The organism is Bartonella sp. 220B (assembly GCF_026930205.1).
Classification (GTDB): Bacteria; Pseudomonadota; Alphaproteobacteria; order Rhizobiales; family Rhizobiaceae; genus Bartonella.
On the sequence record NZ_JANHOI010000002.1, the window covers coordinates 17,095 to 41,150 of the forward strand.

Annotated in this window: 18 protein-coding genes; 9 read left to right on the forward strand and 9 right to left on the reverse strand. The window is 38.1% G+C overall.

Going from position 1 to position 24,056, the window contains the following annotated elements; translation table 11 throughout:
• Window positions 1-12: 12 nt before the first annotated feature.
• Window positions 13-1,389 (reverse strand): magnesium transporter, encoded by a 1,377-nt coding sequence (mgtE, locus tag NPX99_RS01745; RefSeq protein ID WP_269030051.1) that lies wholly within the window; start codon window positions 1,387-1,389, stop codon window positions 13-15.
• A 352-nt stretch (window positions 1,390-1,741) separates the two neighbouring features.
• Between mgtE and NPX99_RS01750 the strand changes: the two genes are divergently transcribed.
• Window positions 1,742-3,766 (forward strand): M3 family metallopeptidase, encoded by a 2,025-nt coding sequence (locus tag NPX99_RS01750; RefSeq protein ID WP_269030052.1) that lies wholly within the window; start codon window positions 1,742-1,744, stop codon window positions 3,764-3,766.
• Window positions 3,767-3,920: 154 nt separating this feature from the next.
• Here NPX99_RS01750 and NPX99_RS01755 read toward each other — a convergent pair whose 3' ends face one another.
• Both NPX99_RS01755 and NPX99_RS01760 read right to left on the reverse strand, forming a co-directional pair.
• Window positions 3,921-4,991: an SGNH/GDSL hydrolase family protein gene (locus NPX99_RS01755; protein WP_269030054.1), complete on the reverse strand. Its 1,071-nt coding sequence runs from the start codon at window positions 4,989-4,991 to the stop codon at window positions 3,921-3,923.
• Window positions 4,992-5,006: 15 nt separating this feature from the next.
• Window positions 5,007-6,263: a lytic murein transglycosylase gene (locus tag NPX99_RS01760; protein ID WP_269030055.1), complete on the reverse strand. Its 1,257-nt coding sequence runs from the start codon at window positions 6,261-6,263 to the stop codon at window positions 5,007-5,009.
• Window positions 6,264-6,534: 271 nt separating this feature from the next.
• Between NPX99_RS01760 and galU the strand changes: the two genes are divergently transcribed.
• Window positions 6,535-7,425 (forward strand): UTP--glucose-1-phosphate uridylyltransferase GalU, encoded by an 891-nt coding sequence (gene galU, locus NPX99_RS01765; protein WP_269030056.1) that lies wholly within the window; start codon window positions 6,535-6,537, stop codon window positions 7,423-7,425.
• 39 nt (window positions 7,426-7,464) lie between these two features.
• Complete coding sequence (locus tag NPX99_RS01770) at window positions 7,465-8,457, forward strand: KpsF/GutQ family sugar-phosphate isomerase (protein WP_269030057.1); 993 nt, start codon at window positions 7,465-7,467, stop codon at window positions 8,455-8,457.
• 521 nt (window positions 8,458-8,978) lie between these two features.
• Here the strand turns inward: NPX99_RS01770 and NPX99_RS01775 are convergent.
• Window positions 8,979-9,338 carry a hypothetical protein gene (locus tag NPX99_RS01775; RefSeq protein WP_269030058.1) on the reverse strand — a complete coding sequence of 120 codons (360 nt, stop codon included), beginning with the start codon at window positions 9,336-9,338 and terminating at the stop codon, window positions 8,979-8,981.
• 253 nt (window positions 9,339-9,591) lie between these two features.
• Between NPX99_RS01775 and NPX99_RS01780 the strand changes: the two genes are divergently transcribed.
• The 3 genes from NPX99_RS01780 to guaB all read left to right on the forward strand — a co-directional run bounded on the left by NPX99_RS01780 (window position 9,592) and on the right by guaB (window position 14,590).
• Window positions 9,592-10,977, forward strand: a complete 1,386-nt coding sequence (locus NPX99_RS01780; RefSeq protein WP_269030059.1) for a sigma-54-dependent transcriptional regulator — start codon at window positions 9,592-9,594, stop codon at window positions 10,975-10,977.
• A gap of 393 nt (window positions 10,978-11,370) precedes the next feature.
• Complete coding sequence (locus NPX99_RS01785; RefSeq protein ID WP_269030060.1) at window positions 11,371-12,942, forward strand: phospholipase D family protein; 1,572 nt, start codon at window positions 11,371-11,373, stop codon at window positions 12,940-12,942.
• Window positions 12,943-13,090: 148 nt separating this feature from the next.
• Window positions 13,091-14,590, forward strand: a complete 1,500-nt coding sequence (gene guaB, locus NPX99_RS01790; RefSeq protein WP_269030061.1) for an IMP dehydrogenase — start codon at window positions 13,091-13,093, stop codon at window positions 14,588-14,590.
• 136 nt (window positions 14,591-14,726) lie between these two features.
• Here the strand turns inward: guaB and NPX99_RS01795 are convergent, their stop codons facing one another.
• A complete protein-coding gene (locus NPX99_RS01795; protein WP_269030062.1) occupies window positions 14,727-14,876 on the reverse strand; it encodes a hypothetical protein in 150 nt (49 codons plus the stop codon).
• A gap of 518 nt (window positions 14,877-15,394) precedes the next feature.
• Here NPX99_RS01795 and NPX99_RS01800 point away from each other — a divergent pair.
• The 3 genes from NPX99_RS01800 (at window position 15,395) to NPX99_RS01810 (ending at window position 19,287) form a co-directional block, all read left to right on the forward strand.
• Complete coding sequence (locus NPX99_RS01800; protein WP_269030063.1) at window positions 15,395-16,681, forward strand: RsmB/NOP family class I SAM-dependent RNA methyltransferase; 1,287 nt, start codon at window positions 15,395-15,397, stop codon at window positions 16,679-16,681.
• 134 nt (window positions 16,682-16,815) lie between these two features.
• The gene (guaA, locus tag NPX99_RS01805) at window positions 16,816-18,372 is read left to right on the forward strand and encodes a glutamine-hydrolyzing GMP synthase (protein WP_269030064.1); all 1,557 of its coding nucleotides are present in this window, start codon (window positions 16,816-16,818) and stop codon (window positions 18,370-18,372) included.
• A 192-nt stretch (window positions 18,373-18,564) separates the two neighbouring features.
• Window positions 18,565-19,287: a glycerophosphodiester phosphodiesterase gene (locus NPX99_RS01810; protein WP_269030065.1), complete on the forward strand. Its 723-nt coding sequence runs from the start codon at window positions 18,565-18,567 to the stop codon at window positions 19,285-19,287.
• 384 nt (window positions 19,288-19,671) lie between these two features.
• Here NPX99_RS01810 and NPX99_RS01815 read toward each other — a convergent pair whose 3' ends face one another.
• From NPX99_RS01815 to ugpB, 4 genes are all read right to left on the reverse strand, one after another.
• Window positions 19,672-20,715, reverse strand: a complete 1,044-nt coding sequence (locus NPX99_RS01815; RefSeq protein ID WP_269030066.1) for a sn-glycerol-3-phosphate import ATP-binding protein UgpC — start codon at window positions 20,713-20,715, stop codon at window positions 19,672-19,674.
• 2 nt (window positions 20,716-20,717) lie between these two features.
• Window positions 20,718-21,569, reverse strand: a complete 852-nt coding sequence (gene ugpE / locus NPX99_RS01820; RefSeq protein WP_269030067.1) for a sn-glycerol-3-phosphate ABC transporter permease UgpE — start codon at window positions 21,567-21,569, stop codon at window positions 20,718-20,720.
• Between the two features lie 10 nt (window positions 21,570-21,579).
• Window positions 21,580-22,464, reverse strand: a complete 885-nt coding sequence (gene ugpA, locus NPX99_RS01825; protein WP_269030068.1) for a sn-glycerol-3-phosphate ABC transporter permease UgpA — start codon at window positions 22,462-22,464, stop codon at window positions 21,580-21,582.
• Between the two features lie 106 nt (window positions 22,465-22,570).
• Complete coding sequence (gene ugpB, locus NPX99_RS01830) at window positions 22,571-23,896, reverse strand: sn-glycerol-3-phosphate ABC transporter substrate-binding protein UgpB (RefSeq protein ID WP_269030069.1); 1,326 nt, start codon at window positions 23,894-23,896, stop codon at window positions 22,571-22,573.
• Window positions 23,897-24,056: the final 160 nt, after the last annotated feature.

The following is a 24,056-nucleotide window of genomic DNA, read 5'->3' on the forward strand; positions in this document are numbered from 1 at the left end:
TTGCTTTCCATATTAGAGCAGAGTTCCAGACAAGATAAAGGAGGCAACAGAAAAATAGATCACGATTCCCATAACATCTACTAAAGTTGCTACAAGAGGAGCCGAAGCGCTTGCTGGATCAAATCCAAAACGTTTAAGAATAAAGGGAAGCATGGAGCCGGATAGAGAACCAAAGGTAACAATTCCAACCAAAGCTGCCCCCACTGTTATGGCAATAAAAATCCAATGTTCACCATAATTGTAAATACCAAGTTCTTGCCAAAGAGCAATACGCACCATTCCAATAAGCCCAAGCAAAAGGCCAAGGGATATTCCTGCTGGAATTTCACGGAGGATAATTTTCCACCAGTCTTTGAGTGTGAGCTCACGTAAAGCTAAAGCACGAATAATAAGAGATGTTGCTTGCGAACCTGAGTTTCCTCCCGAACTCATAATGAGAGGGATAAATAAAGTGAGTGTGATGACTTTCTCAAGTTCTGTTTCAAAATATTGCATAGCGCTTGCTGTCAGCATTTCACCAAGAAAAAGTAATGCGAGCCAACCACCACGTTTTTTCATCATTCCTAGAAAGTTGATTTGCATGTAGGGTTTATCAAGAGCTTCCATACCCCCAAATTTATAAGCATCTTCACTCATTTCCTCAACCATTGTATCAAGTACGTCATCGACTGTCACAATACCAATGACATGATTACTATCATCGATAACTGGTACAGAAAGGAGGTCATGGCGTTGAAAAAGACGCGCAATATCTTCATGATGTGTAAAGGGTGATATTGTAATAGGTGTATCATGTGTAGAGATATTGAGAATTTGATCATCCGGTGAAGCAAGGATAAGGCTACGCAGTGAAACAGCCTTAAGAAGAGTGCCTATTTTAGGATCAATAACATAGCTCGTGTAAACAGTTTCACGTGTTCGTTCAACATCACGAATGTAATCCAGAGTTTTTTTTACTGTCCAGTTTGCGGGGATAGCTATAAACTCTGTGGTCATCAGCGCACCCGCTGTATGATCAGGGTAACTGGTCAGTTTTTTTAGTTCAGCGCGTGTTAAAGGTTTGAGCAATGCATAAAGCCGGGTACGGGTTGCTTTATCCATTTCTTGAAAGACATCGGCGGCGGCATCAGCGGACATACCATCAAGAATTTCAACTGAACGGTTAATAGGAAGAAGATCAAGAATAGCTGCTGGTTGTTCAAGTTCTGGTTTGTCAAACAGTTCAATGGTATAATCAAGAGGCAAAAGGCTAAGAACAGCTACGCGCTCCGTGATATCGAGATCATTGATAATATCAATCGAGTCAGCAAAATGAAGATTTTTTAATTCCTCGGCAAGAACTTCAGGTGAAGCATTTTTGAAGTCGAAGGTCGTTTTAATTTCAGTCATAACAAAGTACCTTCCGAAGGATTGAATAATTATAAATTCAGATTATGAATTAGGATAAAACAAAAGTTATGGAAGATTTAAAAAAGTCCTCCCCGATTGCACTTCTCCAATTGTTAATATTTGAAATAAAGTCAAGGATAGATTGCAGGTTATAAACAATTTCATGAATCGGAAATGTAGAGTTTCTCATTTTTGTTTATCTCCTAATGATAAAAATATTCTTTATTTCTACTCTTAAGAGAGAGGTTTGAAAGGCATTTTTGAAATTCACTAAATAATTTTAGCATATTATCAATTTGTATCGTAAAGGTAATGATTATACATTAAATTTATAATGGAGATAGAGAATATTATGACAAAAACAGCAGTGCTGAACTGGAGAGGGTTTTCAGGTCTTCCTGATTTTTCTTTAATAAATGATGAAGATTTTAAACCTGCCTTTGAACAAGCTCTTCAAGAAGCGGAAGAAGAGCTCGAGAGTGTTGCAATGGTGCAAGAACCACCAACGCTTGAAAATTTTCTGCAACCTTTTGAGCTTTCTGGCAAAGCGCTTGATCGTGTCTGTTCGATATTTTTCTTGCGTTCAGGTGCGCATAGCAATCCATTGATTCAGCAGTTAGAACAAGAGTTTGTTGTAAAACTTTCTCATTATTCTTCAAAAATTATGATGGATGCACGGATATTTGCGAAAATAGATCTACTTTATAAACAGTCGCAGCAAGGTATGTATGATAGTGAGACAGAACGTGTACTTGAATTGTGGTGGAAAAAGTTTGTTTGTAATGGTGCAAGGCTTAATGAAGAGGATAAAAAACGGCTTGTTGAAATTAATGAGAAGCTTGCTTTTTTAAATGCTACTTTTGGTCAGCATGTTTTAAGAGATGAAGCTGAATGGGTTTTATTTTTAAAACAAACAGATTTGTCTGGTTTGCCTGATGACCTTATTGCTTCAATGAAGGAAGTTGCACGTGAAAGAGGACATGAGGGAGCCTATGCATTAACGTTGGCACGTTCAATTGTTGATCCTTTTTTGAAATTTTCTCATCGCCGTGATTTACGTGAAGTCGCATTTCAAGCTTGGTCCAAACGTGGTGAAAATGGTAACGAAAATGATAATCGGTCGATTATTATAGAGATTGTTGCGCTTCGTGATGAGAAGGCTAAATTGCTAGGATATAAATCCTTTGCAGATTTAAAACTTGATAATACTATGGCTAAAAGTGTTGATGCGGTTATGGGTTTACTCATCCCTGTATGGGAGCGGGCAAGAGCTAAAGCTTTGAGTGAGCAGACTGAATTGCAAAATTTTGCACACAATCAGGGAAGCAACGAAACTTTAGAAGCTTGGGATTGGCGTTATTACGCTGAAAAGCTTCGCGCTGAAAAATTTTCTTTCGATGGATCTGAAATTAAATATTATTTTCAACTTGACCGCATGATTGAAGCGGCTTTTGGGGTAGCAAAAAAGCTCTTCGGCATTACATTCGAGGAAAAAAGCACTGTGACACTTTGGCATCCTGATGCACGTTTGTGGGAAGTAAGAAAATCTGATGGAAGCTTGCTTGGGCATTTTATTGGTGATTATTTTGCACGTCCTTCAAAACGTTCTGGTGCGTGGATGAGTAGTTTACAATCGCAACATAAATTGAATGGTGGACAAAAGCCTATTATCTACAATGTTTGTAATTTTGCTAAGCCACCAAAAGGGGAGGTTGCGCTTTTATCACTTGACGATGCGCATACGCTTTTCCACGAATTTGGTCATGCATTACACGGTTTGCTTTCTGATGTAACATGGTCTTCTGTCGCAGGAACATCGGTTGCACGTGATTTTGTTGAACTTCCTTCTCAGCTTTACGAACATTGGTTAACTGTACCAGAGATCTTAAAATCTTATGCTACACATACAAAAACAGGGCTTCCTATGCCACAAGCATTGATGGATAAAGTGATATTGTCACAGACATTTAATGCTGGTTTTTCTGCAGTTGAATTCACCTCGTCTGCTCTAGTTGATATGGCTTTTCATCAGGGAGAAACGATAACGGATTCAGCACTTTTTGAGCATCAAGAATTAGAAAAGTTGCAAATGCCCAATACTATTATCATGCGGCATCGTCCTCCACATTTTGCGCATATATTTTCAGGGGATGGTTATGCCGCTGGTTACTATTCGTATATGTGGTCAGAAGTACTTGATGCTGATGCTTTTCAGGCTTTTGAAGAAACAGGAGATGTTTTTAATTCAGAGCTTGCTAATCGTTTAAAGTGTTTTATCTATTCTGCTGGAGGCAGCCGCGATCCAGAAGAGCTTTATAAAGCATTTCGGGGGCGTTTGCCTTCACCAGAAGCAATGATGAAAAAACGTGGACTTTAATCAGAAACAACGGTGTGGTGTGCGCTATACCGTTGTGATAGTCTTTTCTGCGGTTGAGATTTGCGCAATTTCCACCTTATCACGACCTATGAACAAAGGCTTTTATTAGTTTTTAATGTATGAAAAAAATAAAGACTCTGTGTTTGAAAAGACATCAGGGAAGAGAAAAATTATCGGCTCGGTCTTTTTGATAACCATTGAGCGGCATCCATAATCTTTTAATGAAGCTTTGATCTATTTTTTTGAGTAAGCCGGTATTTTGTTGTGCGATGTCATCGAGGCTTATAGGTGGTTGGCGTTCAATATTGCGTAAGTCTTGTACAGGTTGCAGAGTATTTGCGTTGGTAAGGTGTGTGTCTTCATGAGAAAAGGCAGAAAGATTTAAAATAGTTTCTAATGGTTTTCTTAAATAAGAAACAAGTTTTCGCTTTCCTTCAAAAGTAAAATTAATGCCATCGTTGGTGCGCAGTCTGGTTATTTTTCCATTGATATCATAACCTGAAAAAGAAAATTGGCCTTGTTCATTAGTGAAACCGTCCCAAATATCGATAAAATAGCCTCCTACTCCTTCGATTTCTCGTTTATAGAGTTCATTAAAAATTTTCATTTTTTGTGTCAAATTTTCATTTTTAAAAATAGGCTGTCCCATCCATATCCACGGTTTTCGCGAAGTATGAAGGCTTTCAGCAATTTCGATAATTCTTTGCTTATAGTTATTTAACCATTCTGGTTCATTCGTACTGAATATACCCTGAGGTGTTATAATTGATTGATTATCATTTGCACCTATTACCATGATAATCACATCGGGTTTATTTTTCTCAATGATTTCAGAAATATTGTTTTTCCAAGGAGTATGATCAGTTCGGACTAAGCCAGAATCTGGGATTGTATTATTTATAATGATGATATTGCTTTTATCGGTAAAAAACTCCTTAAGCGCTTCGGCAACAGCAGAAGCTACAAAATCTCCTAGGACAAGAATGCGTTGCGCGTTTTCTTCTTTTTTTAACTTTTTTACGGATTTTTGTGTTACAATTTTTTTTTGTGGTTTATATCTCTTTTGTTCTATCATTTGCGGTTGTTGTTGTGGTTTTTCTTGCTTGTTATGTTCTAACAACCATTTAAAAAAGTTTGTCGCTTTGCTTGAAGAAGGTTGCATAACGCTTACAGCAAAAAGAAAGAAAAACAGGAAGATTAAGTGCATCGAGCGGAAATAAGACAAACACTTTACTCCAGATTATTGTTTTCGCAGAACAGAAAGAACTGCAGGGCTTGGATATCCATTTGCCTCTAAACCTTGGCGGAGCTGAAAAGCTTTAAGTGCTTTTCGAGAGACTGTACCGATTTTGCCATCAACTTCTCCTTTATAATAGCCAAGTGCTTTTAAGCGAGATTGCAATTCTTTACGCTCTTGGAAAGTAAGAGGCGGAAATGGTCGTTGCCAATCTTGAATCAATTTAGGATGTCCAGCAATGCGATTGGCGAGAAGGGCAACAGCAAGAGCGTAACGATCTGCATTATTGTAGCGTTTAAGTACAAAGAAATTTTTTGTTACTAAGAATATAGGCCCCTTTAGTCCATCTGGGTATTTCAATATTGCTTGTTCAGATGATGCAGGAAGAGGATGTCCATTTGCCTGTTTTACACCTAGTTTTGCCCATTCTTCAAAGGAATACCAATCCTCAGGGAGATCTTTTCCTTGTGGCAATTTAACTTCTACTCCCCAAAGGAGGTTAGGTTTCCAACCATTCATGTGGAGAAGATTAGCAGCAGTTGCGAGAGCATCTGGAACAGAGGTCCAGATATCACACCGTCCATCCCCATCCATGTCAATGGCATAAGTGAGGTAACTACTTGGAATAAATTGCGTATGTCCCATCGCACCTGCCCAAGATCCAATAAGCTGTGCGCGTGTAATTTCTCCACGTTGGAGAATTTTCATGGCAGCGATCAGTTGTGTGTATGCGTATTTTGCACGTTTTTGATCAGCATAGGCTAGAGTTGCAAGTGAGCGAATGATATCACGCATCACACTGCTATTTGCTAAAATTTTTCCATAATTGCTTTCTATTGACCAAATAGCTAAGAGAATATTATGGTCTACACCAAAACGTTTTTCAATTTGAAGAAGCCAGTTTTTCCATTTTTGAGCTTGGTGCCGTCCTTCCAGAATTGCAATATCGTGGACACGATTATCAAAATAGTTCCATGGATGATCGATAAATTCTGGCTGGTATGCAGCTTTTTCTAAAACTTCTGGATCAATTGCCTTGATGGTTTTAAAAGCCATGTCAAACGTAGAAGGTGAAATATTGTGAGTGAGAGCTGTTTTTTTGAATTCTTTAATCCAGTGTTTAAAACCACTATCTGCCTGTAAAAATGATGCAAAAAACATTAAAAAAGCAGAAAGAAGAGCGGCTAAACCTATAATAAGAGTTTTCTGATTTATCATTTTTTTAAGAAAGGAGAAAGTTTTAGATTCTGTTTTTTTCATTTTAAATTCCCCTCAATATTAGAGTATTTTGATGTGCAAGAACTTAACTTTTTTATTTGGTATTATCGATGATATTATCAAATGAATAAGAAAGGCTAAAACGAATTGTTTATTTTGAAGGAATACTCACAAAACTACTATACTCTTGCATCTCTTTCCTGTCCATTATATGAGCAATCAAAAAATAAGATACCTTTTTTACTATTGAATAAAAAATATATTGATTGAAATCAGTAGGTTATATGTTTCATGAGGAGTAAGAGGATGAGAAGTGCGTAAAATCCGGAAAGCAGTATTTCCCGTGGCTGGTCTTGGTACACGTTTTCTTCCTGCGACAAAAACAATTCCTAAAGAAATGCTAACAGTTGTTGATAAGCCTATTATCCAATATGTTGTAGATGAGGCGCGTGAAGCTGGTATTGAGCATTTTATTTTTGTTACAGGACGTAATAAAGCAGTTATTGAGGATTATTTTGATGCACAAGTTGAGTTATATACAACTCTTGCCGAACGTGGCAAAAGAGAAGAGCTTGAATATTTACGCGGTTTACAGCCTTCACCGGGAACGACTTCTTTTACGCGGCAACAGCAGCCTTTGGGGCTCGGACATGCTCTTTGGTGTGCGCGCGAATTAGTTGGGGAGGAGCCTTTTGCTTTGTTGTTACCAGATATGCTTATACAAGCTAAAAAAGGTTGCCTTTCTGAGATGATCAATCTTTATGAGGAAATCGGTGGGGGAAATATTATCGCGGTTCAAGAATGTGATCCTAGAGAAGCGCATAAATACGGTATTGTTGGAAAAGGCAAGCAGATTGCCAATGGTTTTAAAATCACAAAAATGGTAGAAAAACCAACAAAAGGAACAGCGCCATCGAATTTGTATATTAATGGACGTTATATCTTACAACCAGAAATTTTTAATATTCTTTCCAATCAAGAACGAGGAGCAGGAAATGAAATTCAATTAACAGATGCAATGGTGCAGCTTTCAAATGAGCAGAGTTTTTTTGGTTTCCAGTTGGAAGGTCATACCTTTGATTGTGGTTCTAAAGTTGGTTTTATTGAAGCCAACGTTGCATTTTCTTTAGCACGTGCTGATATGTATAACCAAGTTTCTCTCTCATTAAAAAATTTACTAGAGACCATTAAAGTTGAAAAATGATATAGATCTCTTGTTTAATTTCATTTATCAAATTCGATTATGACAATACAAGTTCCTCATATGGTTCTGCGGGGCGTCATTTCATCGGCGCTTAAAACACTTGCGAGTGAAAAGCAAGGGCTTGAAGCTCTTGAAGCAGCTCTGCTTGGAAATCTCTCTTCGTCTTTTGAAGCTGCTGTCCAAACCATCAGAAATGCTAGTGGACATGTGGTGATTACTGGTCTTGGGAAGAGCGGTCACATAGGAACAAAAATTGCTGCAACCTTAGCTTCAACGGGAACGCCTGCTTTTTTTGTTCACGCTGCAGAAGCCAATCATGGTGATCTTGGCATGATTGGACCCGATGATGTCATTCTTGCCTTGTCATGGTCTGGTGAAACTTTGGAATTAAGTGGCATTATTAATCATGCTGCGCGTTTTCGCATCCCACTTATTGCTATGACATCGGGTGAGCACTCTGTATTAGGACGACAAGCTGATATTGTAATTTTGTTGCCAAAGATAGAGGAGGCTTGCCCACACGGACTTGCTCCTACAACTTCAACAATTATGCAATTAGCGATGGGGGATGCATTAGCTGTTGCTCTTTTAGAAATGCGTGGTTTTACGGCAACAGATTTTAAAATTTATCATCCCGGTGGTTTTCTTGGTGCAAACTTGAAATATGTGCGTGACATTATGCATGAAGGGGATCGTATTCCTTTAGTTGCACAGGGAACAAGCATGACTGAAGCAATGCATGTTTTGGTTGAAAAACATTTTGGTTGTGTTGGCGTTGTAAATCAAAGAGGTGAGTTAATTGGGATTGTGACTGATGGTGATATTGCACGCAACATGCACTTTAACTTATCAAAATTTAATGTTGATGAGGTGATGACGAAAAATCCTAAAATTGTCGAGCCAAATACACTAGTTGGTGCTGCAACAGCTTTTATTAATGATCACCATATTGGTGCCTTTTTCGTGGTTGAGAATAGAAAACCGATAGGAATTGTTCATTTTCATGATCTTTTGCGCATTGGTGCTGCGTAATTTGGAGAGTTCATGGAAATAAAATTTTATTTTAGGGTAAAATAAATTCAACAATAAAAAAGCAAGGTTTTGTTAGATTAAGAAGTTGAGTTATCGTAATAAATCAAGATGTTTTGTTTTGAAACATAAATTCGAAGACTGTAAGTTCTCCCTCATAATCTCTCTCATATTAAATCAAGTACAATCACTTGTGTGCACGTTATAAGCGGAGTTGCTATGTGAGAAAAGACTATTTAGAAGGAAATAAATATGCCTCTCGTGAATCGCTTTAGTGTAAAGAATATAGCAATATTTGGAGCGGGTAAATATAATGATGATACCGGTTTGTACAGCCACTTTATTAATGTTTCTTAGAAAAGATGGTTTTCTTATACATTCCATGGTATCTACAAGTTTTTCTAGCAAAGAACTATAGCAGTGTCTTTGCTTTAGTTTAAGCGAAACTTCTCTCAAGAGAACAAATGATCACCTGCTGATATGAGTGCAGTCACTATTTTAAAAGCAGTTATCACTTTTTCTATTTAAAATTTTCTCGTAAGAGAAAATTGGGTTCCTATATGAGATGTGCAAAGCAGGTGTGTTGCATCACGTGATATCGTACAGCTTACTCGAGATATTGTTCCACGGAGAATGGAGCGTATTTCAATTTCTATATGTTGGGCACTGACATAATTATATGTGCCTTCAGATAGTTTTTCCTCTGTATCTGCTGCACGTGTTTCAAAAACACCATCGCGGAAAGAAGAAATAATACCATTTTCATCAACCCATTTACCATCAATTCCCGCTGGTGTATTTTGGCTATAATATTGCGAAAAACCACAGGCACCTAATACTAAAGCGGTAATTGTAAGACATAAAATACGGTAGGTATGTTTCATTTATTTACTCTATATTTATATTATATTACTTTTTAGTCTTTATAACATTGTGAAATTATTCTCTGAGTCAATATAAAAAATTTGATGAGAATCAATGAAAAAGCAAAAAAATGGAAAAAAATGCCTTAATGTTGTATTTAATTAACAGCTTGGCAAAATTCGTCGATGAGATACAAGAGGCAGAATATTTTTTATGATTTATAACAATTTTTACATGAAGCCATTTAGTAGTTTCAAAGGAGATTATTAAATTATGGTTGGTCCCATTCTTGTTGCGAGTGAAGATTATGGAAGACGTATAGAACTTTCTGCTATGCTCCGAGGTTTTGGTCACCGTGTTATTGAAGCAGAAAATGGTCTCCGTACGATTGATCTTTTACACAGACGTAAAAATATTGTGCTTGCACTCCTTGATGTCGCCATGAGCGATTTGAGTGTAGGTGATTTAATTAAAATGATTAGAGTCGCTGGTGTTTCTGTTCCTATTGTTGTGATAGCACAACGAGAGAACCAGCCTTTGCTCCAGAAAGCTTTAGCAGCTGGAGCTATTGATTATTGGATTCATCCAGTGACATCACTACGGTTGAGAGTAACGTTGGATACTCTTTCTCTTATTTCTGCATTAGAGCGTGAGGTTTCTTATATTCGGCGAAAAAATGAGAATCATTTGCGATTTTCTGACCTCTGTATAAAAAGTCGGGCAATGCAGATAGTTTTGGAGCAATCCAGGAAAGCAGCTTCTTCTTTACAGAATCTTTTGATAGAAGGTGAAAGCGGAACCGATCGCGAAACATTAGCCCGCATTATTCATCATGAGGGTTTATTATCGGAGGGAGATTTTGTTCGCTTTCAATGTTCAGCTATCGTTGATCCAGAAGAGGAAAATCGCCAGTGGTTTCAAGAATTTCTACCATTAGTGTCTTCTCTTGATAAGGGAACGCTTTGCCTTTGCGATGTTGATCGACTTGAGCCCATACAGCAAAAGCGCTTCGCTAATTATCTTCAAGAGAGAATGAAGGCAACAAAGAACAATCCTCCTTCTTTTCGCATCATGGCTATTTCGACGTCGCGGCTTTCAGACCTTGTTAAAGAAGATTGTTTTGCGCGTAATTTATTTGAACAGCTTTCTCAATTATCGATTGGTGTTCCTGCTTTGCGTGAATTGAGAGATGATTTTCCAGAGCTTACACAACGTTTGATTGATCGCATTATTACGGAAACAGGGCGATCACATGTCCATGGTTTAGCAGGATCAGCTCTTTCATTGCTTATGCAATATGATTGGCCTGGCAATCAAGATGAACTTGAAAATTTTCTCTTTCGAGCGGTTTTATTGAGTGAAGGACCATTGTTAACTGTTCGGGATTTCCCCCAATTAATGGGGAATCCGCTTGTAAGTGTTCCAAATATTATTGAGAGTGATGTTCAAGAAGATTATGATCAAGAAACGATACAATTTTTAAATGCTGATGGGCATGTGCGCACTTTTGTAGAGATGGAATATGATATTATTGAAAAAGCGATTAAACATTATAAAGGACATATGAGTGAAATTGCTCGTCGTTTGCATATCGGACGCTCTACGCTTTATCGAAAAACAGAGGCATTAAAAGTACAAAAAAGCCAGGACAGGAAGTAAAATCCACGATAAATTTTTACATAAATAAGCATAACCTGAAAAATTAGAGGGGTTTTTATTATAAAAAATATTGTTTATTGTAAGCTTGAATATTAGGGATAAGTTTGAAAAAGTAATCAAATGTTCATTTTATTTGACGAAATTATTTTCAATTCTCTATTTATTGTTTTAGTTTCTACAAATTTAGCTAAGTTTACTTTTAAGCTAAAAGAGATATTTTACGCTTTTTCTAGCACTGAAAATAAAATTCTGTAATCATTTATATTGAGTTTATATTCTCTTAAGCAAGAGATGGCATATTGTCTGTGGTGTGATTAAAATAGGATTATGATTTTAATGTTGTATTCGTATCGAAAGCGGTGCGATGGCTTAAAAATGGAAAGTTGATCCTCTTTGACTCTGTTACAGATTGTTATTGGTTTTATCATATTTTTTTTTGTTGCGTCTCTGTTGGCGATCTATACATATGGGCGTTTTGTTAAAAACGCTAGGGGGGAGTGTTCTTATGCATTGACTGTTAAGAAAGATGAGACCAAGTTCGACCGTATAGTGAGTCAATTAGCAGAAGAAACAGATGGATTAGGAGTTGATAAAGACGCTCTTTCACTCATCATTAGCAATTTGGATGCTTTTTGTGTTCGTGCAATAGGGGCAGCCCAGGCTGGACGTAGCCTTGATCTGATGTATTATATTTGGGATGATGATTTAACAGGGCGCTTGTTGTTAAGTGAAATAGTAGAGGCGGCTGATCGTGGTGTTCGGGTGCGCCTTCTTTTAGACGATATTAATGCGCAAGCACGTGACCCAGCTTATATTGCGCTGGATAAGCATCCTCAGATTGAAGTGAGAATGTTTAATCCAGGGCGATCACGTAAAGGTGGTCTACGTCGTGGTTTAGAGATTATATTACGGGCAATTACGGTCACGCGCAGAATGCATAATAAAGCTTTTATTGTGGATGGCCGAGTCGCTTTTGTTGGAGGACGCAATCTTGCAGATTCTTATTTTGATGCTGGTGAAGAATCACATTTTCGAGATTTAGATTTGATGCTTATTGGTCCCTCAGTTAAAAAAGTGGAAACCATTTTTGATGACTTTTGGAATAGTGCTGTAGTCTTACCGATTCATACTTTGGTTGCTCCTAAAAGTGCAAGTGATCTTGGCTATTGGAAAGATAAATTACGCAACTTCCGTGATTCCAAGATTGCAAAGATTTATTTGGATTATGTCAAGGAGCATATTAATTTTGACTGTTTTATTCAGACAGGCAAGCGATTGTTTTTAGCAGATAAAGTTGTAGTGCTTTCTGATCCTCCAGAAAAAGCATTGCGCAAAAAAGCAGGCAATTGGCTCATGAAGGTACTCTCACAGGTTATTAGGGATGCTAAAGAAACAGTTCAGATTACATCACCTTATTTTGTTCCTGGTAAGGTAGGTACGCAGAATTTTAGCAATTTGGTTTCAAAGGGAGTTGATGTCAAAATTCTTACGAATTCCTTAGCAGCTACTGATGTGGCATTGGTTCATGGTGGTTATGTACCGTATCGTAAAGCATTATTAAAAAGTGGTGTTAAACTTTATGAGTTAAAACCGGATGGAAACACTTATGGATTGCGACTCTTTCGATCAAGTAGGGCAAGTTTACACACTAAAGCTTTTTTAGTTGATCGTAAAACTGCTTTTATTGGATCTTTAAATTTTGATCCGAGGTCAGCGGCACTGAATACGGAGATGGGCATTCTTTTTGAATGTGCACCGATTACAGCGCGGTTAGATTTGCTTTTTTCTGAAGAAACGACGGGTGAAATGAGTTATCATCTTCGTCTTGGTAACAATAACCGTATTTATTGGGATTTTATTGAAAACGAAAAACAGCATAGCGTTGATTATGAGCCAGAAAGCAGTTTTTGGCGCCGTACATTTGCCAAAATAATAAGTTGGTTACCTATTGAGTCACAATTGTAGATTTTATAAACTATAATTGAAAAATTATTTTTATTTTTCTTTTCATTTTTTTTGTAGCATGGCATAATTCTTTGCCAATCCACAACTATGAAAACCGCAGTTGTTTTTACAACACTGTGCGGTGTTTTGTTATAAAAGGAATTTGGCTATGGCAAAGATTGTTGAAACAGGGACAGGTGCATTGGCATTGACTTTTGATGATGTGCTTTTACAGCCTGGACATTCTCTTGTTATGCCTAGCCAAGTAGATTTGAGAACGCGTATTGCCGCTGATATTAACCTAAATTTGCCATTGCTTTCTGCTGCGATGGATACTGTGACAGAATCGCGCCTGGCAATTGCTATGGCTCAAGCTGGTGGTCTTGGTGTTATTCACCGTAATATGTCTCCTGCAGAGCAAGCTGAAGAAGTTCGCCAAGTTAAAAAATTTGAATCTGGTATGGTTGTTAATCCAGTAACAATTGGACCAAATGCAACACTTGAAGAAGCAAAAGCTTTGATGCATTCTCATAGTATTTCAGGTATTCCAGTTGTTGAAATTGGTACTCAAGGTGAGACTGCTGGACGACTTGTTGGCATTTTGACGAATAGGGATGTGCGTTTTGCATCGGATCCAAAGCAAAAAATTTATGAATTAATGACGCATAAAAATCTGATTACAGTGCGTGAAAATGTTCAACTCAACGAAGCAAAGTATCTTTTACATCATCACCGTATTGAAAAATTATTGGTTGTGGATGAACAAAATCGCTGTGTTGGCTTGATAACCGTTAAAGATATTGAAAAAGCACAATTAAATCCAAATGCTGCCAAGGATTCTCAGGGTCGTTTGCGTGTTGCAGCTGCCAGTAGTGTGGGGAATGATGGGATGGAGCGGGCTGAGCGACTCATTGACGCAGGTGTTGATGTGCTGGTGATTGATACAGCACATGGACATTCTCAACGTGTGTTGGAAACTGTTGAACGAATTAAGAAAATGGCGTTTTCTCCAGCTGTTATTGCCGGTAATGTAGCGACTGCTCAAGCAACACAGGCGTTAATTGATAGTGGTGCAGATGGGGTAAAGGTTGGTATTGGTCCTGGTTCTATTTGCACAACACGAATTGTTGCAGGTGTTGGCGTTCCTCAACTTGCAGCTATTATGAATGCAGCAGAAGTTGCTGAAAAAGCGGGTATTCCGGTCATTGCTGATGGCGGGATCAAAGCTTCGGGTGATTTTGCTAAAGCTTTAGCAGGCGGGGCTTGTGCTGCTATGATTGGTTCTCTTTTAGCAGGTACAGATGAAAGTCCGGGTGAAGTATATCTTTATCAAGGGCGATCTTTTAAAGCCTATCGCGGTATGGGGTCAGTGGGGGCTATGGCGAGAGGGTCAGCAGATCGCTATTTTCAGGATGAAGTGCGCGATGAGCTTAAATTGGTTCCTGAAGGTGTAGAGGGGCAAGTGGCTTATAAAGGTCCCATAGCATCGGTTCTCCATCAGCTTGCTGGTGGGTTGCGGGCTTCGATGGGATATGTTGGAGCAAAAGATTTAACAGAATTTCGTGAGAAAGCAGCATTTGTGCGTATTACCAATGCTGGGCTTCATGAAAGCCATACACATGATGTTGCTATCACACGGGAGAGCCCAAACTACCGAGGTCCTGTTTGATGCATAAAAGCTTAAAGCTATTGGGCATGGTATAAAATCTTTTTTCTTTTTGTAATTTTGTTTCATAATTCTAGAAGAGAAAGAATTGGAGGTTTATATTCCAATTCTTCTCGTTGGTTATATGCAATGAAGGGAATTAGCTTTTTGTAGTCTTCCGCCCCGCCTTTGATGCGCGTTGGCGAGTGTTAGCTTGATCACTTTGGATGGATTTCTTTCCATTGTTTGAGGGTGATGTATTGTTGCGGCTTTTAGATGTAGTTGTTTTCCCATTATTATAAGTGTTCATTATTTTCTCCTTTTTAAATTACCTGGCTTAAGGTGCCAGTACAGTAAAAACGGTCATGCCAAATAGTGGTTCCAAGCGTTTTCTAAAAAGTTAATATTTTGTTGAGGATAAGATGGGTATGCTAGTCTTAAGCGAAGTATTTTTGGCTTTTTTAGAAAGAGAACGTTTTCAATATGTAAAATATTTGTTGGCACTTGCCGTTTATAGAGAGTTATGAAAACTTAATTTACCAAAGAATAAGATGGTGATGATTTTTACCGACACATATTGGAAGAGGACTTTAAGGATACAAGCTGTTTGTAGTATCAAATAAGGCAATATGTATTTTAGAATAATAGGATTGCGAATGGAGCGTACATAAAATAATGCCTTTGAAATGCTATAAAAAATGAAATCAGAATCATTTAACTTCCAATAGAGGTTTTGCGTGATTTTGAAAAAACATTGGTATTGAGAAAGATAATATTGTTTTTGCTTATATCGTTGAGAGCCTTGTAAAACTTCAATGGGAGAAATGAATGCGCTTAGGTGGGCGTTTGCGTGCAGCGATAGATATTCTACAAGAGATAGAAACCCGTCATTGCTCTGCAGGTGAAGTTTTAAAATCTTGGGGGCTTTCTCATCGCTTTGCGGGAGCAAGTGATCGTGCAGCAATTGGTACAATTGTTTATGATGTCTTGAGAAGGCGTTATTCTTTACAATGGCGCATGGAGAGTGATGATGTGCGGGATATTGCTTTCGGAACCTTATTAGATACTGGAAAAATGACAATTGCACAAATTGATGGTGAATTAGAAGGAGATCGATTTGCACCGCAGCCATTAGGAGCTAGGCAGCGTCAATCATGGCAAAAGCAGCAGTTAGTTGATGCACCAGATTATATTCGTGGTGATATTCCTCAATGGTGTCAAGCGCATCTTATACCTTTATTTGCTGATAATTGGGTTATTGAAACTGCTGCGTTAGCAACACGTCCTTCTTTAGATTTACGCGTAAATAGCTTGAAGGCAACGCCAGAACAGGTGCTTAAAGAACTTGTGAAAACCAAAGCTCAACCAGTGTCATGGTTTCCGCAAGCTTTAAGAATTGCACCGTTTGAAAAATTTGAGCGTCATCCCAATGTTCAAGTTGAAAGTGCCTTTCAAAAGGGATACTTTGAAATACAGGATTTGGGATCTCAGATTGTTGCTGATCTTGTCGAAGCAAAAGCAAATATGCAGATCTTGGATTATTGTGCTGGTGCTGGTGGAAAAACATTGACTTTAGCTGCCAGTATGAAGAATCAGGGGCAAATTTATGCTCATGATTCAGATAAAGCTCGTTTGGCTCCTATTTTTGATCGTCTGCGACGCGCTGGTGTTCGTAATGTACAGCTACGAGGTCATGTAGCAGAATTAAAGCCGTTAATAGGTCAGATGGATATTGTTTTATTAGACGCACCATGCAGTGGTACAGGAACATGGCGGCGGAGGCCAGATACGAAGTGGCGTTTGACATTAGAACAGGTAAAACAACGCCAAACGGAACAGAAGACTATTTTAAATGAGGCTATAAGTTATCTTAAACAAAATGGGCGTTTAGTTTACATTACATGCTCTCTTTTTGTAGATGAAAATGAGGAACAAATTTCCTATTTTCTTCAACAACATTCGGATTTTTGTCCCATAAATATGCGTGCACTTTGGCAGCAACATTTTCGTTTTTCGCCTGTGAAGCCGATTTTTTCAAATTATGGACTTACCTTATCGCCAGCAACAACAAAAACAGATGGTTTCTTTTTGTCTGTGTTGCAAAAAAAACATTGATACATATTTTTCGCATTTTTTATCTTAAATTTTACGAGAAAAACTTTTTTCTCAGGTGAACAGGCTTGTGAAAAGCAAAAGATTGAATAATAAATCATATTGGTTCTTTTTTTACAATTATTGATTGGTTTTCTATGAACATCTCACATCCAGACACCGTTCTTATCATTGATTTTGGTTCACAAGTTACACAACTTATTGCGCGGCGGGTGCGGGCAATGGGTATTTATTGTGAAATTATTCCTTTTCAATTCGCTTCAAAAGGCATCAAGCGGATAAGACCTCAAGCTGTTATTTTATCAGGGAGTCCTCATTCTGTTATTGATGATGGTTCGCCGCGTGCTCCGATGGAAGTTTTTAAAATTGATGTTCCAGTACTTGGTATTTGTTATGGTGAACAAGTCATGTGTGTTCAACTTGGGGGAAAGGTTGAAGCTGGATATGAGCGTGAATTTGGGCGCGCTTTTTTAGAAGTGCAAGAAGAGAGCATGCTTTTTGATGGCGTGTGGGAAAAAGGTTCGTCTTATCAAGTATGGATGAGTCATGGTGACCGTGTGACGGTTTTACCAGAAGGATTTCGTGTAATAGGAACATCACAAGGTGCTCCCTATGCTGCTATTGCCGATGAAAAAAGACGCCTTTACGCAGTGCAGTTTCATCCTGAAGTTGTTCATACACCGGATGGTACAAAGCTTTTGCAAAATTTTATTTTTAAAATTTCTGGTCTTAAAGGCGATTGGTCAATGGCTTCTTATCGTGAGCAAGCAATTGCTACGATACGTCAAAAAGTAGGAAAAAGCCGAGTAATCTGTGGTCTTTCAGGTGGTGTAGACTCATCAGTTGTGGCGGTGCTTCTTCATGAAGCAATAGGAGATCAACTGACCTGTATTTTAGTAGACCATGGGTTGATGCGCAAAAATGAGGCCGAAGAAGTCCTTACATTGTTCCGAGATCATTATAATATAGAGCTTATTCACGTGAATGCCGCCAATATGTTTATCGATGCTCTAGAAGGAGAAACAGATCCAGAGAAAAAGCGTAAAACGATTGGCCGCCTTTTTATTGAAGTTTTTGAAGAGGAGACGAAAAAGATTGGAGGCGCAGAATTTTTAGCACAGGGCACACTTTATCCAGATGTTATTGAGAGTATTTCAGCGATTGGCGAATCGGTAACAATTAAAAGTCATCATAATGTAGGTGGATTACCGGAACGGATGAATATGAAACTTGTAGAACCGTTGCGTGAACTCTTTAAGGATGAGGTTCGTTTGCTAGGGCGAGAATTAGGATTACCTGAGCAGTTTATTGGCCGTCATCCTTTTCCTGGTCCTGGTCTTGCAATTCGGTGTCCAGGTGCAGTGACACGTGAAAAATTAGAAATTTTACGTGAGGCGGATGCTATTTACCTTGATGAAATCCGTAAAGCTGGTCTTTATGATGAAATTTGGCAGGCTTTTGCCGTTCTTCTTCCTGTTCAGACTGTTGGTGTGATGGGTGATGGGCGCACTTATGAATTTGTTTGTGCTCTTCGTGCTGTCACATCTGTAGACGGAATGACCGCTGACTTTTATCCCTATAATATGGAGTTTTTAGGCAAAACAGCAGCACGCATCATTAATGAAGTGAGAGGGATTAATCGTGTCGTGTATGATATAACTTCAAAACCTCCTGGTACTATTGAATGGGAATGATTGAAATAAAGTTCAAACCTAGAGAGTATTGTTTAAAATTTGATATTCGAGCCAATATACAGGAGAAGAAAGTTTTTTAAAAAAGTGATTGTTTCGTATGATTTTTAGAAATCATGATTTGATTTTGTATAAGCCAATAGTGTTTAAAAGTGAAACCAGTATTGTTTAAAAGTAAGAAGTGTGAAGTTTTGTATGTCTGAGAAAAAAATTGTTGCACATCGTGGTGGAGCCCATCTTTATCCTGAAAATACGCTTTCAGCCTTTCGTCATGCAATTGCATTGGGAGTTGATGAAATTGAATGTGATATTCATTTGCTTAAAAGCGGTGAAGTGGTTATCTTTCACGATTTTCGTCTAGAACAATTGGTTGGCAGAACAGGCTATATTCATGATATTGATAATGAAACGCGCAAACAACTCCGGATAAAAGGAAGTGACGAAGCTCCTCCTTTATTAGAAGAGCTGCTTGATCTTTTAGTACCAACCAATATTGCATTGCATCTTGAAATTAAAACTTCTGGTGAAATTGAGCGTGAAACGATTTTATCCCAAAAAGCGCTTGCATTGATAAAAAGTCGAAATTTAGCAGAACGAGTTTCTGCGATCAGTTTCGATCCTGCGAGCCTTTATCCTTTTATTCAAGCAGGAATCACATCTGGCCCATGTATTGAGAGCTTTGAAGGTGATATGTATCATCATTTTTCTGAGTGGAAAAAAATGGGATATTCTGATTTGAGTTTAGATGGTTCTGTTGTTTCACAGGATTTTATTGAAGCTGCGCGTGATGCTGGTTTTACTGTGGGGGTATGGACAATCAATGGGAAGGCTCGATTATCGCATTGGCTTGATATGCCTGTACATTATATTACAACAGATCAACCCGATCTGGCTTTACAATTGCGTACACAACGATAAAAGATATGCCTCTGGTAATTTACACGGAGTTTCGTATATTTTCTCATGAGGTTTTATGCCAATTTATTTTTAAAGGTCTTTCAAAGCTTTTCCTCATTTTTGTAATTTTTCACATTCTTTACGATTTTTTGGTTTCAAAATCCATTTTGATAGAATGCTCATTGAATGATAAAACATGCATAAAAGCAACGAATTATCGCGTATTTCTAGCTCATTTCATTTCTTTCCACTAAGTACAAAGTCTTCTATCAAACTACATCTCTATCATACGAAAAGAGCTCTCCTTTCTAACAAGCGGAGTTAATTCCTAAAAAATGGGATTAAGAGAAGAGCAGCAACATTTACTGAATGGTGGCTATAAAATCAAAGTCCTCATTCGATTTACTAATCATTTGTGCGTTTTCCAGTGGTTTTATTAAAAGTATGAAAGTTTTGGTAAGCAACAGTAAAGCTTAGCTTGTTACCATAGTCATTTGTGAGACGCTCTTTTATTTCAGTGGTAAAAATGTTGCCATTCCACCGTGTTATAACATGGCATCCTGTTCCGACAGGTTTGATAAGTTCAATTTGTGTGTGAAAGACAGGCCCTTTATCTGGATATTCTCCCAGCAAGATTATTTCTGGTCGGAAGGCCAAAAGATCAGTTTCTTTACTATAAGATAATGAATGGCCTAAGTGCTGTTCTAAGATATGGCGATCAAGAAAATTCATAGGAGGAGACCCAATAAAATCAGCAACAAATGTTGTTGCAGGGCAGTCGTAAATCTCCATTGGCGTTCCAATTTGCTCGATAGCTCCTTTATTCATGACAACGATTCTATCGGCCAGTGTCATCGCTTCTAGTTGATCATGGGTAACATAGAGGCTCGTTGTACCCAATGAACGCTGAAGTGTTTTAATCTCAATACACATTTGTGCACGCAATTTTGCATCGAGATTTGAGAGAGGTTCATCAAAAAGGAAGACACGAGGTTGACGAACAATCACACGCCCCATTGCTACACGCTGTCTTTGTCCTCCTGATAATTGTCGTGGTTTACGATCAAGAAACGGTTCTATTTGTAAAAGTTTTGCAGCGTGTGTGATGCGTCTATTAATTTCATCTTTAGGTGTTTTACGATTTTTAAGACCATATTCTAAGTTTCCACGAACTGTCATATGGGGATAAAGCGCATAATTTTGAAAAACCATAGCAATATCGCGATCGGCTGGTTCACGCTCATTGATACACTCGTTATCAATAGAGAGTTCACCTGAAGTGACTTGCTCAAGTCCTGCAATGATACGTAATAAAGTTGATTTTCCGCATCCTGAAGGGCCGACAAGGACAAGAAGCTCACTATCGGCAACAGTTAAGTTCAAATCGTCAATGACCAGAATGCCGTTTTCATAGTGTTTTTTTATGTTTGATAACCGGATTGTGGCCACAATTATTTCTCCGTTTCAATAAGGCCTTTTATAAAAAGCCGCTGCATGCAAATGACGACAAGGACAGGCGGCACCATGGCAGCGACCGATACTGCCATAAGGATATTCCATTGAGGATCATGTTGAAGTGATTCTACGATCAGTTGTTTTAGAATAATAAGGATAGTTTGATGATTCTGATCAGTTGTGACGATAAGAGGCCAGAGATATTGTATCCATCCATAAATAAACATAATAATAAATAAAGCTGCAATGTTGCTTTTGCTAAGAGGGAGAAGAATATCTTTAAAAAATTTAAAGGGTCCTGCACCATCAACACGAGCAGCTTCTAAGAGCTCATCAGGGACAGTTAAAAAAAATTGGCGAAATAAAAATGTAGCAGTTGCAGACGCAATGAGTGGAATAATCATACCACCATAGGTGTTTATCATACCTAATTGTGCGACGACTGTATATGTTGGAATAATACGGACTTCAACGGGAAGCATCAGAGTGATAAAGATGAGAGCAAAAGCAGTTTTTCGGAAAGGGAAACGCATATAAACAATTGCATAGGCAGATAAGAGAGAAATAATAATTTTTCCAATACTAATACCAAGCGCCATAATGAGTGAATTCATTAAAAGTGGCCATAGATTAGGAAGTCCGCGCTGCATAAGCCCATCACCAAAGATTGTGTTATAATTTTCTAGGGCATATTTTCCCGGTAACAGAGGAAGCGTTCCGGAGCTAAATGCTGCCGAACTATGAGTTGATGCAATGATAGCAACATAAACTGGAAAGCAGATAAGAATAATACCAATAATAAGAATGAGATGGGTTAGAAATTTTAAAATAGGGCGATTTTCAACCATAATTCGCTTCCTAATATTGTACACGACGTTCAATCCAGCGAAACTGAATAAACGTTAAAACAATAACTATCAACATCAACATTGTTGATTGTGCTGCTGATGCACCGATTATTTGATTTTTAAAACCATCGTCATACACTTTGTAAACAAGAGTGCTGGTTGCACGAGCAGGACCTCCAGAGGTGATATTATCAATAATGCCAAATGTATCAAACATAACATAATGAATATTAACGATGAGAAGAAAAAATGTAGTCGGTGAAATTTGCGGGAAAACTATGGTCCAAAATCGTTTAAAAGGACTAGCACCGTCAATTGCTGCAGCTTCTATTTGGGAACGTGGAACAGATTGGAGACCCGCAAGAAAAAAGAGAAAATTATAGGATATCTGTTTCCAACTGGCTGCAATCACGATAAGGATCATTGCTTGAATGCCATTAATACGATAATTCCATATAATACCTATTTTTTCTAAAAGAAATGGGATAACTCCAATGGTTGGATGAAAAATAAATAACCATAAAATACCCGCCAATACTGGAGCAACGGCGTAAGGCCAAAGCAAAAGTGTTGTGTAGAACTTTTTTGCACGCATGACGCGATCAACACAGACGGCTAAAAGAAGTGATATCGACATTGAAACGACAGTGACGGAAATAGAAAAGACTACGGTTGTGAGAAGTGATTTCAAATAAGCAGGATCAGAGAGAATTGTGAAATAATTTTCAAAACCAATGAAAGCTGTCGTAAATCCAAAAGGATCTTCACGCTCGAAAGAGGATTTTATTGCTTGGGCAGCAGGCCAAAAGAAAAACAAAAAAGTTACAAGGAGCTGAGGAAAAAGCAGCCCATAAGAGAGTAGATTATTTTTGAAATATGCGTGTTTTTCTTGCATTCGTTTGGCTCTTTAAATACAGAGACTTTAGAAAAGCGAACAAAAAAGAACGAGAAGGACTTAACTGTTTGGTTGAAATTTTAATTTTAATAATAACAGTGAAACCTTAATGATTGGCTTTTTCAAATTCACGTAAGAGTTTATTACCACGTTCAACAGTTTCATCTAATCCATCTTTTGGTGTTTTTGAACCACTAAGAACAGCTTCTAATTCTTGATCAAGAATGGAACGAATTTGTGGTAAATTACCAAATCTTATGCCCTTTGAGTTAGAAGTTGGTGGGTTGAGAGTAATTTGTTTAATAGCAATATCCGCACCGGCGTTTTTATCGTAATAATGCTGTTTTTTGCTTAATTCATAGGCAGCCTTTGTTGTGGGAAGATAACCTGTTATCTGATGCCACTTAGCTTGATTATCTGCTTTTGAGAGATATTTAAGAAAAGCCGCTGCACCAGCATATTCTTCAGGAGTATGACCTTTCAAAACCCAAATAGAGGCACCACCAATAATAGAATTCTGCGGAGCACCTTCGACATCGTCATAATAGGGAAGCAGACCAAATCCAACATTGAATTGCGCTTCGGAAAGGATTCCTGCACGAGAGCCTGAAGATTGCATAAATATAGCGCAATTCTGCGTCATAAACATGGGTGTTGCATCTAACGCTCCAGCTGGACCTCCATAGCGAAAAATGCCTTGATCAGACCATTTTTTAAGGTCAGTCCACATACGCACTTGGAGAGGACCATTAAAGGTAAGTTTTGAATCAAGCCCGCTGAAACCATTTTCTTTTGTTCCAAAAGGAACATTGTGCAATGCTGAGAAATTTTCTAAGCCAATCCATTGAGATGCATAGGACATTGTAAAGCCACAACTTGCTGCTTTAGTCTCAAGAATTTTTTGGGAAAAGTTTTCTATATCTTTCCATGTTTTAGGCGGTTGTTCTGGATCAAGACCTGCTTTTTTAAAAATATCTTTATTATAATAGAGAATTGGTGTTGAAGCGTTGAAGGGCATAGAAAGCATTTTTCCCTGCACATCAGAATAGTAACCACTGATAGCAGGCAAATAATCAGTAGGATCGAATTCTTGTTTTGTATCAGCCATAAGTTGATAAATGGGATAAATAGCGCCTTTGGCAGCCATCATGGTTCCGGTACCAATTTCATAGATTTGGGCAAGGACTGGTTGCTGCTTTCCACGAAATGCTGAAATAAGTGCAACCATACCTTCTTCATATTCACCACGAAATGAAGGAACAACTTTGTAATCAGACTGACTGGCATTAAAGTCATTAATGAGACGCTCTGTTTGTTTTCCTAATTCACCGCTCATAGAATGCCAAAAGCTAATTTTTGTTTGTGCAAAACTTGCTGTTGTCATGCTGATAGCAACCGTAAACGCTGCTATAGAAAGATAAAAACGACTCATGGCTCCCCCTTTCTGAAGTGATGGGACACAGGTTGCATCTAGATTTACAGTATTACACATGAACGCGCCACGACAATTTTATTTCAGAAACATGTTGATTCATTTAAACAGGAACCATCAAAAGGTCAAACAAATTTGTTGAGACCTGCATATTTCCTTT